Annotated in this window: 15 protein-coding genes; 3 read left to right on the top strand and 12 right to left on the bottom strand. The window is 65.0% G+C overall.

Annotated elements, in window-relative coordinates; all coding sequences use genetic code 11:
* Positions 1-72 precede the first annotated feature (72 nt).
* From ACN6KF_RS00210 to gloB, 10 genes are all read right to left on the bottom strand, one after another.
* Positions 73-2,742, bottom strand: a complete 2,670-nt coding sequence (locus tag ACN6KF_RS00210) for a DUF4118 domain-containing protein (RefSeq protein WP_434954894.1) — start codon at positions 2,740-2,742, stop codon at positions 73-75.
* 99 nt (positions 2,743-2,841) lie between these two features.
* A complete protein-coding gene (gene kdpC / locus ACN6KF_RS00215; RefSeq protein WP_434954895.1) occupies positions 2,842-3,447 on the bottom strand; it encodes a potassium-transporting ATPase subunit KdpC in 606 nt (201 codons plus the stop codon).
* Positions 3,448-3,599: 152 nt separating this feature from the next.
* Positions 3,600-5,651: a potassium-transporting ATPase subunit KdpB gene (gene kdpB / locus ACN6KF_RS00220; RefSeq protein WP_434954896.1), complete on the bottom strand. Its 2,052-nt coding sequence runs from the start codon at positions 5,649-5,651 to the stop codon at positions 3,600-3,602.
* A gap of 12 nt (positions 5,652-5,663) precedes the next feature.
* Entirely contained in the window at positions 5,664-7,373 is a 1,710-nt protein-coding gene (gene kdpA / locus ACN6KF_RS00225; protein WP_434954897.1) for a potassium-transporting ATPase subunit KdpA, read from the bottom strand.
* A gap of 198 nt (positions 7,374-7,571) precedes the next feature.
* Positions 7,572-7,670 carry a K(+)-transporting ATPase subunit F gene (kdpF, locus tag ACN6KF_RS00230; protein WP_195826137.1) on the bottom strand — a complete coding sequence of 33 codons (99 nt, stop codon included), beginning with the start codon at positions 7,668-7,670 and terminating at the stop codon, positions 7,572-7,574.
* Positions 7,667-7,792: a hypothetical protein gene (locus ACN6KF_RS00235; RefSeq protein WP_434954898.1), complete on the bottom strand. Its 126-nt coding sequence runs from the start codon at positions 7,790-7,792 to the stop codon at positions 7,667-7,669. Before ACN6KF_RS00235 ends, kdpF begins: the two co-directional genes overlap by 4 nt.
* A 268-nt stretch (positions 7,793-8,060) precedes the next feature.
* Entirely contained in the window at positions 8,061-8,462 is a 402-nt protein-coding gene (locus ACN6KF_RS00240) for a PIN domain-containing protein (protein ID WP_434954899.1), read from the bottom strand.
* Between the two features lie 5 nt (positions 8,463-8,467).
* Complete coding sequence (locus tag ACN6KF_RS00245) at positions 8,468-8,698, bottom strand: AbrB/MazE/SpoVT family DNA-binding domain-containing protein (protein WP_434954900.1); 231 nt, start codon at positions 8,696-8,698, stop codon at positions 8,468-8,470.
* A gap of 68 nt (positions 8,699-8,766) precedes the next feature.
* Positions 8,767-9,195: a cupin domain-containing protein gene (locus ACN6KF_RS00250; protein WP_434954901.1), complete on the bottom strand. Its 429-nt coding sequence runs from the start codon at positions 9,193-9,195 to the stop codon at positions 8,767-8,769.
* Positions 9,196-9,282: 87 nt separating this feature from the next.
* The gene (gloB, locus tag ACN6KF_RS00255; RefSeq protein WP_434954902.1) at positions 9,283-10,050 is read right to left on the bottom strand and encodes a hydroxyacylglutathione hydrolase; all 768 of its coding nucleotides are present in this window, start codon (positions 10,048-10,050) and stop codon (positions 9,283-9,285) included.
* A gap of 114 nt (positions 10,051-10,164) precedes the next feature.
* Here gloB and ACN6KF_RS00260 point away from each other — a divergent pair, with 114 nt between their 5' ends.
* Both ACN6KF_RS00260 and ACN6KF_RS00265 read left to right on the top strand, forming a co-directional pair.
* Complete coding sequence (locus tag ACN6KF_RS00260; protein WP_434954903.1) at positions 10,165-11,652, top strand: HAL/PAL/TAL family ammonia-lyase; 1,488 nt, start codon at positions 10,165-10,167, stop codon at positions 11,650-11,652.
* A gap of 163 nt (positions 11,653-11,815) precedes the next feature.
* Entirely contained in the window at positions 11,816-12,670 is an 855-nt protein-coding gene (locus ACN6KF_RS00265) for an amidohydrolase family protein (protein ID WP_434954904.1), read from the top strand.
* A 10-nt stretch (positions 12,671-12,680) separates the two neighbouring features.
* Here ACN6KF_RS00265 and ACN6KF_RS00270 read toward each other — a convergent pair whose 3' ends face one another.
* Together ACN6KF_RS00270 and ACN6KF_RS00275 are read right to left on the bottom strand one after the other, a co-directional pair.
* Positions 12,681-14,135, bottom strand: a complete 1,455-nt coding sequence (locus tag ACN6KF_RS00270) for a M48 family metalloprotease (RefSeq protein WP_434954905.1) — start codon at positions 14,133-14,135, stop codon at positions 12,681-12,683.
* 22 nt (positions 14,136-14,157) lie between these two features.
* On the bottom strand, positions 14,158-14,802 hold the full coding sequence (locus tag ACN6KF_RS00275) for a thermonuclease family protein (protein ID WP_434954906.1): 645 nt from the start codon (positions 14,800-14,802) through the stop codon (positions 14,158-14,160).
* 255 nt (positions 14,803-15,057) lie between these two features.
* Here ACN6KF_RS00275 and ACN6KF_RS00280 point away from each other — a divergent pair, with 255 nt between their 5' ends.
* Positions 15,058-15,396 (top strand): P-II family nitrogen regulator, encoded by a 339-nt coding sequence (locus ACN6KF_RS00280; protein WP_434954907.1) that lies wholly within the window; start codon positions 15,058-15,060, stop codon positions 15,394-15,396.
* Positions 15,397-15,429 lie beyond the last annotated feature (33 nt).

Genomic DNA, 15,429 nt, shown 5'->3' on the forward strand with positions numbered 1-15,429 from the left:
TGATGGAACGAGACCGGCATGGCAGCGGAGAATGCCGGTCTGAAGACCGGCACACCGGAAAGGTACACGCCATCATGCCCCGACCGGCAGGCGAATGACAATGCGGGTGCCGCGTTTGCGCACGGCCGGACTTTCGGCGGTGATGGTGCCGCCCATGGCTTCGATGAAGCCGCGGCTGATCGAGAGGCCGAGACCCGTGCCCGGCGCGCGGCCGTCGACCTTGCCCCGCCGATAGAACTTATCGAAGATCTTCTCCAGGTCGTCAGGCGGAATGCCCTTGCCCTGATCGGTGATGGTAACAACCACCTCGGCATCCTCGCGTCGGGCGAACACGGCGGTCGAGGAATCCTCCCCGCCATATTTGTGGGCGTTGTCGAGCAGGTTGAACAGCACCTGGCCGAGCAGGGCCTGGTCGCCGCGCACGGGCGGCAGGTCGGTCGCCAGGCTGGTCTCGATCAGGCGGGTTGGGAAAGCTTTGCGGGCGCGATCCACCGCGGCTCGGACGACATCGGCCACGTCGATGAAATCGCGCCGTGCATTGAGGGCGCCCGCTTCGAGGCGACTCATGTCGAGGAGATTGGCGACGAAGCGGCTGAGCCGGGCCGCCTCTTCCTCGATGGAAGCAAGCAGATCGTCGCGGCTTTCCTCGCTCATCTTGGTGCCGAGCTGGCGCAGCGTGGTGACGGCACCGGTGATGGAGGCCAGTGGTGTACGCAAATCGTGCGAGAGGGAGGAGAGCAGGGCGCTGCGAAGCTTCTCGCTTTCCTCGAGGGCGGCGGTACGCACATTCTCTTTGGCGAGCTTTGCCCTGTCGATGGCGATGGCGGTCTGGTCGAGAATGGCAACGAGAATGCGCTCCTCGGCCGGCGAGAGCGGTTCAGCTCCTTCGAGCTGGGCCAGGCCGAGCACGCCGACGGCCCCGTTCGGGGTGAGGATCGGCCTGAATTCGAAGGCGATGTTGGGCAGGGTACCCGTGCCCCGGCCGGCAATTTCCCTCTTCTCGAACGCCCAGCGCAGCGCCGTCATGTCGGTGGTGTCGAGGCTGATGTCCGGCGGCCAGGCGGCGGCGACGCTGAGCTCGTCGTCCTGCGGCACGGCGATGACGACGCGTCCGTGCAGCGTCGCCTGGGCATGGGCGACGGCGGCCCAGAGCACATCGTCCAGGCTGGTAATGCCCGAGAGTTTACGGGAGAACTCGTAGAGCGACATGATGTTGGCGGCGCGCCGCCCTTCGCCCTCCGCCCGCTCGCGTACTCGCCCGGCGAGGTCGCCCGCCACCACGGCCACGATCAGGAACACCGCGAGGGCGAAGACTTCGTGCGGCTCGGCGATGGTGAAGTTGTAGAGGGGTGGGATGAAGAAGAAATTATAGGCGAAGAAGGACAGGACCGCCGCGGTGATGGCGCTCCAGCGCCCGACCGTGAGGGCGCTGGCGAGCACCGCCATGAGGAACAGCATCGAGGCATTGGGCAGATAAACGAAATGCCTGAGGCCGATACCAATGCCGACGGCTGCCGTAACGCAGGCCACCGCCATGGCGAGCCCGGCCAGCGAGGGCTGCAGGGCAATCCGGCGCCACCATCGTCGCGCCGGCGGAGCTCCGGCCATGGTGTTGGTGATGATGGTGACGTTGATCTCTTCGGAGCGGTGCAGGAGGTCGTCGGCCAAAGAGCGCCCGGTCAGGCGCTGCCACCAGCTCGATTTGCCGCTGCCCAGCACGATCTGCGTGACGTTTTCGGCCCTGGCCAGCCTGAGAATCTCGCCGACATAATCGTGGCCATTGAGCCGCCGCACCTCCGCGCCCAGGCGCTCGGCAAGGCGTAGATTGGCCTCGAGCTGGGCAAGCGCCTCCCCCCCGGCCTCCTGTCCCGGGCGCTCAACCGTAACGGCCAGCCAATCGGCGTTCAGCCCGGTGGCCAGGCGCCCGGCCGCCCGTACGACCTGCTGGGAAAAATTGTCGGAGCCGATGCAGACGATCAGCCTGTCTGCCGTCTCCCATGGGCCTTCGATGGCATTCTGGCGCAGATAGGCCAGCATCTGGTCGTCGACGCGTTCCGTGGTCCGCCGCAGGGCAAGCTCGCGCAGGGCGGTGAGGTTGCCGGGCTTGAAGAAGCCGTCGGCGGCGCGCTTGGCGTTATCGGGCAGATAGACCTTGCCGTCCTCCAGGCGCTGGATCAGTTCGGTGGGCGTGATGTCGACGACGATGACCTCGTCCGCCTTCTTGATCACGCTGTCGGGGACGCTTTCGCGCACCGTCACCCCCGTGAGGCGCGAGACGACGTCGGTGAGGCTTTCCAGATGCTGAATGTTGAGCGCCGTCCACACGTCGATACCGGCACCGATCAGTTCCTCAACGTCCTGGTAACGCTTGGGATGGCGGCTGTCCGGCGCGTTGGTATGGGCAAGTTCGTCGATGATGATCAGGCGCGGCCTGCGGGCGAGCGCGCCATCGATGTCGAACTCCTCGAGCTGGCGGCCGCGATAGTCGACCGTCCGCCGTGCCATGATCTCGAGCCCATCCGTCAGGGCGGCCGTCTCGCTGCGGCCATGCGTTTCGACGATGCCGACGACGACGTCGATGCCCGCTTCCTTCTCCCGCCGCGCCCGCGACAGCATCGCGTAGGTCTTGCCGACACCCGGTGCCGCGCCGAGAAAGACGGTGAGGCGGCCGCGACCTTCCCGTCCCGCCAGGGTCAGCAGGGCATTGGGATCGGGACGTTTGTCGGAGGCAGCGCTTGGCATGGGGCCTCAAATGCGATGTGCCGGTCTTCTAAGCTCCATCGAGAGATGGAGCGGGACCGGCACGATTCGATGCTTCACCAGTGGAAGACCAGCACAACATCACTTCAGCTTGATTGCATCAAGCGCAAGGTTCAGGGCGAGAACATTGACACGCGGCTCACCGATCACGCCAAAGAGCCGGCCTGACGTCTGGGCATCGACCAATGCTTTCACGTCTGCTTCCGGCAGGTTGCGAGCCTTGGCGACCCGCGGGATCTGCAGCGCGGCATCGGCTGGCGAGACATCGGGGTCGAGGCCGGATCCCGAGGTCGTCACCGCGTCGGCAGGAACGGCGCCGGTCACGCCCTGCTTGCGCAGGTCCTCGACCGAGGCTGCCACGCGATCGGCCAGCGCCTTGGAGGTCGGGCCGAGATTGGAGCCGGTCGAACCGCTGGCGTTGTATGGCTGAGACACGGTCTTGCTGGAATCATTGGGATCGGTGCCGGAGGTTGCCGAGGGGCGGCCCTGGAAATAGCGTTCCGACGTGAAGTTCTGGCCGATCAGGGACGAGCCGATCACCGTGTCGTTGCTGGCGATCAGGCTGCCATTGGCCTGGCCGGGCAAGGCGACCTGGGCGATGCCGGTGACGAGCAGCGGATAGACGATGCCCAGCAGCAGGGTGAACAGGGCCATCATCACGATGGCGGGGCGAATATGGGTCAACATGGGCTTGCTCCCTTGGAGCGCGAAAACGGGATTGCCTCGGAAGGCGGGAACCCTCCCCGTGGGGAGGGGCAGTGTATGGGCCTGGGATCGGTGCTGGCCGGACAGAGCGAGCCAGCGGGCCACGCTCCATCCGTTCCTCATGCGCATCGCCGTCACACCAGATGCAGGGCGGCGACGACCAGGTCGATCAGCTTGATGCCGACGAACGGCACCAGCAGTCCGCCGAGGCCATAGACCAGGAGGTTGCGCCTGAGCAGCGCGGCAGCGCCGACCGGCCTGTAGGAGACGCCTTTGAGGGCCAGTGGGATCAGGGCGACGATGATCAGGGCATTGAAGATCACAGCCGAGAGGATGGCCGACTGGGGCGAAGCCAGGTTCATGACGTTCAGCGTACCGAGCTCGGGATAGGTCGCGATGAACAAGGCCGGGATGATGGCGAAATATTTGGCGACGTCGTTGGCGATCGAGAAGGTGGTGAGCGAGCCACGCGTCATCAGCAATTGCTTGCCGATGCCGACGATCTCGATCAGCTTGGTGGGGCTGGAGTCGAGGTCGACCATGTTGCCCGCTTCGCGTGCCGCCTGAGTGCCGGTCTGCATGGCGACGCCGACATCGGCCTGGGCCAGCGCCGGCGCGTCATTGGTGCCGTCGCCGCACATGGCGATCAGGCGGCCGCCCGTCTGCTCCTTGCGGATATAGGCGAGCTTCTCCTCGGGCGTCGCCTCGGCCAGGAAGTCGTCGACACCGGCCTCGGAGGCGATCGCGGCGGCGGTGATCGGGTTGTCGCCCGTCACCATGACGGTACGGATGCCCATCGAACGCAGCTCGGCGAAGCGCTCCTTGATGCCGGGCTTCACCACGTCCTTGAGGTGAACGACACCGAGGACGCGGCTGCCGTCCGTGACGCCGAGGGGGGTACCGCCCGTGCGGGCTACCTTTTCCACCGCCTGCCGGAAGGCTGATGGTGCCGCCTCCAGCGTGGTGCCGGCGAACTTCACGATGGCATCGACCGCGCCCTTGCGGATGGAGCGTCCGTCGATGTCGATGCCCGACAGGCGAGTCTGGGCGGCGAAGGCGATGGTGGTGATTGCCTTGCAGGTCAGGTCCGGCTGAGTCAGGCCATATTCGCCCTGGGCGAGCGCGATGATGGAACGGCCCTCGGGCGTCTCGTCGGCGAGGCTGGCCAGGAGCACGGCCTCGGCCAGATCCTGTTCGCTGACGCCCGGCACCGGCAGGAACTCGGTCGCCATGCGGTTACCGAAGGTGATGGTGCCTGTCTTGTCGAGCAGCAGGGTGTCGACGTCGCCGGCGGCCTCCACCGCGCGACCGGAGGTCGCCACCACGTTGAAGCGGATCAGGCGGTCCATACCGGCGATACCGATGGCCGAAAGCAGGCCGCCGATGGTGGTAGGGATGAGGGTGACCAACAGCGCCACCAGCACTGTGATGGAGAGCAGCGTGCCGGAGTAGCCGGCAAGGCCCCAGAGCGTGACCACGGCGATCAGGAAGATCAGCGTCATGCCCGACAGCAGGATCGACAGGGCGATCTCGTTGGGGGTCTTCTGGCGCTCGGCGCCCTCGACCAGCGCGATCATGCGATCGATGAAGGAGGAGCCGGGCTGGGTGGTGATGCGCACCTTGATCCAGTCCGACAGCACCTGCGTGCCGCCGGTGACGGCGGAGCGGTCGCCGCCGGATTCGCGGATCACCGGGGCGGATTCGCCGGTGATGGCGCTTTCGTTCACCGACGCGACGCCCTCGATCACCTCGCCGTCGCCGGGGATGAGATCACCGGCTTCGACGATGACGATGTCGCCAACCACGAGCTTGGTGGCGTCGATCACCTGGAAGTTTCCCAAGGCGGCCGCGGCCGAAGGCATACGCTTGGCCTTGAGGTCGGACTTGGTGCGCTTGAGGCTCTCGGCCTGCGCCTTGCCGCGCCCTTCAGCCACGGCTTCGGCGAAGGTGGCGAACAGCACGGTGAACCACAGCCAGGCGGCGATCTGGGCACTGAAGCCGACGCCGGCCCCGGTGAAGGCGTCACGCAGGCTGAGCACGGTGACCAGGGCGGCCACGACCTCGGTGACGAAGATCACCGGATTGCGGACGAGCAGCCTGGGATCGAGCTTGACGAAGGCATCCTTGATCGCCGGCAGCAGGATGGCCGCGTCGAACATGGAGGGGGAAGTGGGTTTGGAAGACATGACAGCCGTTCCTTAGAAAGTTTTGCCGGCGAGCATGACGAAGTGCTCGACGATCGGCCCCAGCGCGAGCGCCGGGAAGAATTGCAGGCCGCCGACGATCAGGATGACGCCGACCAGCAGGCCGACGAACAGCGGCGTGTGGGTCGGGAACGTACCGGCCGAGGCAGGCACCTTGGTCTTGGCGGCCAGGGAGCCTGCAATCGCCATCACCGGCACGACATAGGCAAAGCGTCCCAGCAGCATGGCGATGCCGAGCGTGGCGTTGAACCAGGGCGTATTGGCCGAGAGGCTGCCGAAGGCCGAACCGTTATTGGCAGTCGTCGAAGTGTAGGCGTAGAGCAGTTCAGAGAGGCCGTGCGGGCCGGCATTGCCGAGCTGCGACAGGGCGAAGGGCGCCATGGCCGAGATCGCAGTGAAGCCAAGGATCGCGGTGGGCAGGATCAGGATCGCCATCACGGCGAATTTCATCTCGCGCGACTCGATCTTCTTGCCGAGGAACTCCGGCGTGCGGCCGACCATCAGGCCGGCGATGAACACGCTGAGGATGGCAAAGACGATCATGCCATAGAGGCCCGAGCCGACGCCGCCAGGCAGGATTTCGCCGAGCTGCATCAGAAACATCGGGATGAGGCCGCCGAGAGGGGTCAGCGAAGAATGCATGGCGTTGACGGCGCCACAGGAAACGCCGGTGGTGACGGCGACGAAGACGGCGGTCATGGCCTGGCCGAAGCGGATCTCCTTGCCTTCCATGTTGCCGAGGGCCCCGTCGAGGCCGAGATGCGCCAGGATCGGATTGCCCGCCGTTTCAGACCAGTAGACCACGGCGGCGCCGGCGATCAGGATGACAGCCATGGCAGACAGCAGGGCCCAGCCCTGGCGGCGCACCCCAACCATCTGGCCAAAGGTGTAGGTCAGAGCCGCGGCGATGGCGAGCATCGAGAAGATCGACAGGTAGTTGGCGAGAGCCGTCGGGTTCTCGAAGGGATGGGCCGAGTTGGCATTGAAGAAGCCGCCACCATTGGTACCGAGCTGCTTGATCGCTTCCTGGCTCGCCATCGGTCCCATGGCAATGGTCTGCTTGGCGCCTTCCAGCGTGGTGACATCGACACTGGCCTGCAGGGTCTGCGGGATGCCCATGGCGACGAAGGCAAGCGCCACGATGATGGCGATGGGCAGCAGCACATAGAGCGTGGAGCGGGTGAGATCGACCCAGAAATTGCCGAGCGTGGCCGCGCTCGAACGTGCAAAGGCCCGGGTAAGGGCGATGGCAAGTGCGATGCCGGTGGCGGCCGAGACGAAATTGTGCACGGTGAGCCCAGCCATCTGGCTGAAATGGCTCATGGTGCTTTCGCCGGCATAGTTCTGCCAGTTGGTGTTGGTGACGAAGCTGATTGCCGTATTGAAGGACAGATCCGGCGGCAGATTGTCGAAACCCTGCGGGTTGAGCGGCAGATAGGCCTGCAGCCGGAAGATCGCGTAGAGCGAGGCGAAGCCTGCCATGCTGAAAAACAACATGGCGAGCGTATAGGCGAGCCAACCTTGCTCCCGGGCGGGATCGATGCCGGAAAGTTTGTAGAAACCCTTCTCGATGGGCGCCAGGACGGGCGAGAGGAAGGTTCTCTCACCGGTGAAGACACGGGCCATATAGGCACCCAGTGGCTTCACCGCTATGAGCACCAGGGCGAGCAGAAGGATGATCTGAAGCCATCCGTTCAGGGACATGGAAATTCTCCAAAAGAGCACGGGCCCCGCCAATTCTCTCGCGAGAACGGTTTCTCTCGAGAGAGCGGCGTGGGGCCCGGAAAAGAGGGGACGAGCAGGGAGCGGGGCCGTTTCCCGATGAGCCGGCCCCGCTCCCGTCACGCGCCATCGCGCCGGCGCGGGGGCGGCCGGCGAAGAAAGGCGGTGAAGCCGTAAAACTCAGAAGCGTTCGGGGCGCACTAGCGTGAACACGAGATAGGCGCCGAGCAGGACGGCCACGAGGAGGCCAAGGAGGGGATCGAACATGATGCGCCTCACAGCCTGTCGAGGACGCGGGCATAAAGGACCATCAGGAACAGGCCACCAAGCCCCAGCGCCACATAGGCAAGATCTAGCATGACAAAACTCCAACCCGATTGGGCATGGGTCTGGTTTGCCACCAAAGCGCGTCAGGGTTCGATTCCGATTATCGGGCCCCGGCATAAGGAAAGTGTAAGGATGGGCCGGGTCGTCGCCGGGGCTGGAGCAGGGCTAACACTTCCCAGTTGCGTTGGCATAAGAGAGCGCCGGATATACGGAGTGTCAGCCTCACAGCTCCATCAGGTGATGGAGCAGGGCTGACATCCTTTGCCGGCAAGCGCTTTTTTCAAGATGTCATCCAGGAGGCTGACACTCCAAACTCCTTCGAAGGAAAACACAACGATCGTGCTAAGGCAGAAATGGATTGACGATCCGCAGGCGCCCGTCGATGAACAGGCCGTTCTGCATGTCCTCGGACCACAGCCTGTCGCAGTTGCTCGTCAGGGCTGCCGCGACGATCATGGCATCGTAGACGGAGAGCTTGTAGCGTTCGGCTAGGTCGATCCCGGTCCCATGGATCTCGACGGTGTTGGGCACCACCTGCAATAGGCTGCGCAAAGGCGACAGGAACTGCCGCGTTTCCTGCCATGACATGGCGAGTTTGCAGCGGGTCACATTGGCGATTTCGTTCAGGACCTGAACGCTGATCGTGCCGCCCGCGAGGAGGAGCTTTTCTGCCCGATCCGCCTTGCTCGTATCCGACGAGGCCAGGTAGAGCAGGATATTCGTGTCGAAGAAATCACCGGGCATCGGCGCTATCGCGCATTTGCTTCATCACGGTCGAAGGTGAAATCCGCAGGCAGCCTTCCGCGAAACGCCCGCAACCGGCGCAGCAACTCTTCGCGACCAGGCTTGCGGGCGATTTCCAACCGACGCTCTTCGGCGATATGGACTTCGATCTCGTCGCCCTCTTTCAACTGGAGAGCCTCGACCACGACGGCGGGGATGCGAACAGCCAGGCTATTGCCCCATTTAGCGACCTGCATGAATATGGCTCCGGATATACATGCTGTAATATGTATAGGGTCTGGTCGCCCGTCAACCTCGTCCCAAGCTATCGCGTGCCCGGCGCCCAGTCCGGCGGGGCCAGCTCGAAGCCTTCGAAGCGGAAGCCGGGGGCAACCGTGCAGCCGACCAGGGTCCAGTCGCCGAGGCTACGGGCCGCCTGCCACACGCCCGTCGGCACCACGCCTTGTGGCCGCTGGCCGGCGTCGAAGTCGGTGCCGAGAATCAGGCGCTCGGTGGTCGCGCCATCGGCCGAGAGGTCGAGGGCCAGCGGCGCGCCGGCATGGAAATGCCAGATCTCGGCGGCGTCGACCCGATGCCAATGCGAACGCTCGCCCGCCTGGAGCAGGTAGTAGATCGCGGTCGAAGCCGGCCTGTCGCCGTGGAGAGTGCCGTCGGAGAAGGTGCTGACATAATGGCCGCCTTCGGGATGGGGCTGCATGTCGAGGAGGGCGATGATCTCGGCGGCGGTCGTCATGGTCATTCCTGTTGTTTTGCGAGGATATCGTGCCCGAGCGCTCCCACCGGTCGCGAAAGGAGTATCCCGGTGCGTTCTTTTGCCCGATCAGAACCGGTTCTTGCGCTCGCGCAATTCGGTGAACACGGCGACAGGATCTGATCCCGCCAGCCCGATCGCCTCGGCAACGCCGGGATCGTCGGCACGCAGGAAGGGGTTTTCGCGCTTCTCGGCGCCAAGAAGGACTGGCAGGGTGAAGCGGTGGGCACCACGCTGCGCCTCGACCTCGGCGGCGCGCCTGGCAAGCGCCTGGTTGGCGGGATCGACCGTGAGGGCGAAGCGCGCATTGGCCAGCGTGTATTCATGTCCGCAATAGAGCTGCGTATCGTCGGGCAGGGCCCGCAATTTGAGCAGCGAGCGCCACATGTCCGCCGGCGTGCCCTCGAACAGCCGGCCGCAGCCGAGCGAGAACAGGGTGTCGGCGGCAAACAACAGCTTCTCCTGCCTGAACCAATAGGCGATATGGCCGACTGTGTGGCCGGGCGTGTCGATGATCTCGGCCACGAGGGAACCGACAGCGACGGTATCGCCTTCCCCGACCATCTCGTCGACGGCCGGGATGCGGTGGGCATCGGCCTTGGCCGCCACCACCCGGCAGCCATAGGACGTCTTCAACGCCTCGATGCCCTCGACGTGATCGGCATGATGATGGGTGACCAGGATGTCGGTCAGCCGCCAGCCTCGCCGTTCGAGGGCCGCTTCGATCGCTTCGGCCTCTGGCGCGTCGATGGCCGCGGTGCGTCCGGTCGCCTCGTCGTGGAGCAGCACGCCGAAATTGTCGCTCCGGCACAAGAACAATTCGATCAGCGCGCTCATTCTCACCCTCGCAGCATGCACATTTCCTTGGAGATGCGACTCCTTCTATGCGATTGGCGATGTTAGGTCACGCAAACGATGGCGCGGACCGATGGTGATGAAGGAGCCCAAGGAATGTCCGGCGAACCCGTGGTGATCGGCGATGCGCCTCTGACCATCGATGCGCTGACGGCCGTTGCCCGCGAGCGCCGCCCGGTCGTCCTGTCATCCTCTGCCCGCGAGCGCATCTGCGCGGCGCGCTCGGTGATCGAGCAAGCCATCGCCGAGAACAAACCGATCTACGGCCTGACCACCGGGCTCGGCGCCGGCGTCGACACCCGGCTCTCGACCGACGATCTCGCCGCTTTCCAACGGCGTGTCGCTTTTGCCCGCGCGGTCGGCGTGGGTGACGAAATGCCGGTCGCCGAGGTCCGGGCTATGATGGCGGCGCGTATTGCCGGCATGAGTGTTGGCCAGACCGGCGTGTCGCTCGCCGTCGTCGAGGCCCTGGCTGCTGCCCTGAATGCGGGCTTTCATCCCATCGTGCCGTCCATCGGCTCGATCGGGGCGGCCGACCTCGCTCCGCTCGCCCATATGGCCCTGGCGCTGCTCGGTGAAAGCGAGGCCGAATATCGCGGCGAACGCCTGGCCGGCGCCGAGGCGCTGCGGCGGGCCGGGCTGCAGCCGGTGCCGATCGGGCCGAAGGATGGGCATGCCCTCGTGGTGGCCAATGCCGCTTCCACCGGGCGCGGCGCCCTGGTGCTCGCGGAGGCGCGCCTGGCGCTCGATACGCTCGACCGCGCCGCCGCGCTGTCGATGGAAGCCTTCGGCGCCAATATCACGCCTCTGGCGGAAGCAGTGAATACAGCCCGTCCAGCTCCCGGGCAAATCGAGGCGGCCCGGACGATCTATGCCCTGCTGGCCGGCGGCCCACTCGGCGACAACAAAGCGAGCCGGCGGGTTCAGGACCCGCTGTCCTTCCGCTGCGTGGCCCCGGTGCATGGCGCCGCGCGCACCGCCTTTGCCGAGGCGGAGGCGATGGTGCTGCTCGAACTCAACCATTCCGGCGACAACCCGGTCATCGTCGAGGGGCAACTGGTTTCCAACGGCAATTTCGACATGACCGGCTTCACCCTGCGTTTCGAGGCGCTGTCGCAGGCGCTCTCCCATGTGGCGACGATCTCGGCCCAGCGCGCCCTGAAGCTGATGTCGCCCGTCTATTCCGACCAGCCGCGCTTCCTTACCCCGATGGGCCAGAGCCGCACCGGCTTCGCCACGCTGCAGAAAGCCATTGGTGCCCTGGAGGGCGAGATCCGGGCTCGAGCCCAGCCGGCGACCCTGGCCTTGCTGCACGCCGCCGACGGCGTCGAGGATCATGCCGCCAATGCGCCGGCCGCGGTGACCAAGCTCGGCGAAAGCGCGGCGCGGGTGCTGGTGCTGGCGGCCTGCGAGATGATGGTTGCGGCCCAGAGCATCGACTTGCGCGGCGCGGTCGCGCTGGGCGAGGGCACCGCGCATATCCGCGATTTCGTGCGCGCCCATGTCGAGCGTCTGGAGGAGGATCGCCCGAGCGGCCCGGACGTCTCCCGCTTGGCGGAGGCGATCCGGACGCGGGGCTGGTGAGAACGCAGTTTGCCTGCTGGTTGACCGCTCAATTGTCAGGCAATAGCATTGGCTCAACCAAAAAGATCAACGCCGTCGGGAGCAAAAGCGCGTTTAAGCGCAAACGCGCTTTTGCGGTTCTTGGTGATTCCACCAAATCGCAAAACGCCATAGGCCCAATATCATGCTCGACTACCCCATCATCGATAGCCACGTTCATCTGCTCGACCCGGCGCGCCTGGGCTATGCCTGGACGCAGGGTATCACCGGTCTGCGGCCGAAGGCAGTGCCGGCGGATGTGTTCGCTGCCGCCAAACCGGTCGAGATCGAGCGTTTCGTCTTCGTGGAAGTCGATGTCGATGCCGGCCAGCATCTCGACGAAGCCGCCTGGGTGACGGAACTTGCGGCAGCCGAACCGCGTCTCGGCGGCATGGTCGCGAGCCTGCCGCTCGAGCGGGGCGCCGCCGTCGAGCGGGACCTCGAACGCCTGCGCGAGCACAAGCCCCTGCGGGGCATCCGGCGGCTGATCCAGGGCCAGTCCGATCCGGAATTCTGCCTGCAGCCCGATTTCCTGGCCGGCCTGAAGCTGTTGGCCCGCCACGACCTGTCCTTCGACATCTGCATTTTACATCATCAACTGCCGAGCGTGATCCGCATGGTGCAGCAATGCCCGGATGTCCGTTTCGTACTCGACCATATCGGCAAGCCGGCCATCAAGGCAGGCGAGATGGAGCCCTGGCGCGCCGATTTGAAGCGGCTCGCAGCGCTGCCCAACGTCTATTGCAAGATTTCCGGCGTATGCACGGAGGCCGATCACCGCACCTGGACCCGCCAGGAGATCACGCCCTATGTCGAGCATGCCCTGGAGAGTTTCGGTTTCGACCGCGTGATGTTCGGCTCGGATTGGCATGTGCTGGAACTGGCGGGGACCTATCCAGACTGGGTGCATGTCGTCGACGAGATCGTGCATGACTGCTCGCCGTCGGAGCGGCGCAAGCTGTTCAGGGACAATGCGGCGGCGTTCTATCGACTCGGGTGAGGGGCTGCGGCTACTGCGTGACGACCTTGACCCGATCACCCGGCCTGACCGGGCTGGTTTCGTCGAAGCCGTTCAGCACGAGGAAGCGTTCCAACTGGTCCTGGGGGTCGGCCATGCGGGCTGCCAGGGATTGCAGCGTATCGCCCGAGCGCACGGTGACGATGTCGATATGCTCGGGGCGCACATTGCGCTGCTCTTCAGGTGTCATGCGCCGGAAGCTGTTGGCCGTTTCCTGGAACAGCGCATCGGTCGTGGCATTGAGATCGCGTGCTGCCAGGATCAGGCGATAGACGTCGCTGCCGAAGCGGATGGCATAGAGGCGGAAGCTCCAGTCCTGGCCGCGGGCGAGGGCTGTCGCCGCCTCGTTGCCGTTGATGCGCAGGGTGGAGACCGAGGCGGTATCGACACCGCTGATCCAGCCAGAGGCGAGATAATCGGACAGCGACTGGCCATCCTTGGTCTTCACCGTATCGAGGCGCAGCGCCCGGCCATTGCCGTCAATGCCGAGAATGGCTTGCGGCGTGTTGTCGAGGGTGAAATTGGGCGGGGAGGTGAAGGTGAAGGCCAGGCGCGGCTGCCAGAAGATGCGGCCCTGCACATAGCCCTGTGCAGGATCCTCGCCATAAGTGAGCCCGTCGATCACCGACAGATAGCGGAACTTGTCATGCTCGCCCGAACCAGGCGCGCCATATTGGGCAGCCTCGGTGTTGGCCTTGGCGATGCGTTCAGGCGTGGAGGGATGGGTCGACAGGAAGTCCGGCGTGGCCTGGCGCGAACGCGCCTCCACCTGCCGGCGCATCGAGGTCAGGAAGCGCGCGGCGCCATAGGGGTCGAAGCCGGCCTTGGCGATGGTGCGGATGCCGATCTCGTCAGCGTTCAATTCCTGCTGGCGCGAGAAGCTCGCCAGACTGTTCTGGCTTGAGGAAACCAGGCCGGGATTGTGCACCATGCTCGCCACCTTGGAGACGACCACGGACTGGCGCTCGCGATCGGCACGTGCTGCGGCATGGCGTGCGGAGACATGCGCCATCTCATGGGCGACCACCGCGGCGATTTCGGCATCGTCATTGGCGAGCGCCAGCAGGCCGCGCGTCACATAAAGCCGGCCGGAGGGCAAAGCGAAAGCGTTGATCGACGAGGCGTTCAGCACCGTCAGCTTGTAGGGAATGTCGGGCCGGTCCGACTGGGCGGCAAGACGCTGGACGAGATCGTCGAGATAGCGCTCCAGGGCGGCATTGCGATAGGCCCCACCATAAGAGGCGAGAACGCGGGCGCTTTCGCGGTCTTCCGCATTGGGAGGAGCAATGACGCGAGGGGCCTCGGCGGGGAGGGCCGCCGGCATGGCGCGCGCAAGCTCGCCCGACTGGTCGTTGTCGCCCACGGTGGCGCAAGAAGACAGGCCGAGCGCGACCGCCAGGGCGCAAACCCGCCACCAGTTCGGTTGTCTTGTCGCACCCCCCAGCATCTCGCTCAGCTCTCCACTCCTTTCACGGCGACACCGGCGCGACCTGTTCGATCGCCGCCGGTTCGGTAATTTCGATGCGAGGCCCGTCGCGCATCGTCACGACACCGCGGGCCCTGACATAGCTGCCCTCAAGGGCAGCAGCGCTGAGACCGGTTGCCTCGAAACGTGGCCATTGTTTGGCGGGGATCGCCAAAGTCACGTCTTCGCGCCAGATTTTGCCGAAATCGATCCACACGGTCGTCTTCGTCACTCCAACATGCAGCACGCGTCCCGCCACGATGGCGAAGCCATCGGCGTGGCGGGCAACGGCCTCAGGAGTCGCCGCATCGGCGACTGCATAGCCCGGTTCAGCCCAGAGGCCAAGCCGAGCCCGACGGGCATTGTCTTCCGCAGTCATTAATTCTGTGTAACACACCTCTTCCCCAACGGAAGGCCGAATGCGCGCCAATCCACGAGCCGCGAGATCGGCCGCCAGGTCGCGCCCCTCCAGATAGAGCGCTCCCCGAAGGGCGCCGTGCCTGTCGGGGCCCGCCGAAGCCACCAGGGTGGCAGTGCCGTTGGTGAGATCGGGCAGGCGCAGCGAGGCCAGATCCACGCCCGCAAGCCTGACCTTGCGGCCGTCCGCGAGCAGGAGATGACCCTCGCCGATCTTGCCGGCAATCGTCACATTCTCGCCCGCTTCCGCCGGGACTGAGCACGGATCCGCCAACGCCGTATGCACATTGCTTGAAAATATCGCAACGACGGCCATTGTGCCCAAAATTTGTGCATGCCTTGGCAAGCGAGTGGTCCTCACATGGCAGGAGGGTAATTTTTGTCGTGATTTTTCATGATGTTAGCATGGCGTTTCGCAGTTGGCACGCGGCTTGAAAGAGCATGTCCGACCGCCAAATCGCAAAACGCTTTAAGGGGATAGAACAGCATGAAAATAGTGATGGCCATCATCAAGCCGTTCAAGCTCGAGGAGGTGCGCGATGCCCTCACGGGTCTGGGCGTGCACGGCCTGACCGTGACCGAGGTGAAGGGATATGGCCGCCAGAAGGGGCATACCGAGATCTATCGCGGCGCCGAATATGCGGTGAGCTTCCTGCCCAAGCTGAAGATCGAGGTGGCGGTGCCGAGCGATCTCGTCGCCAAGGTGATCGATGCGATCTCGGCAGCCGCCAAGACCGGCCAGATCGGCGACGGCAAGATTTTCGTCACGCCGATCGAAACCGCGGTGCGCATCCGCACCGGCGAGCGCGACGGCGACGCGCTCTAGGTCCCCTCTGCCGATGCCCTCGACTTCCATGAG

This window comes from Labrys methylaminiphilus subsp. lupini (assembly GCF_051161885.1).
Classification (GTDB): domain Bacteria; phylum Pseudomonadota; class Alphaproteobacteria; order Rhizobiales; family Labraceae; genus Labrys.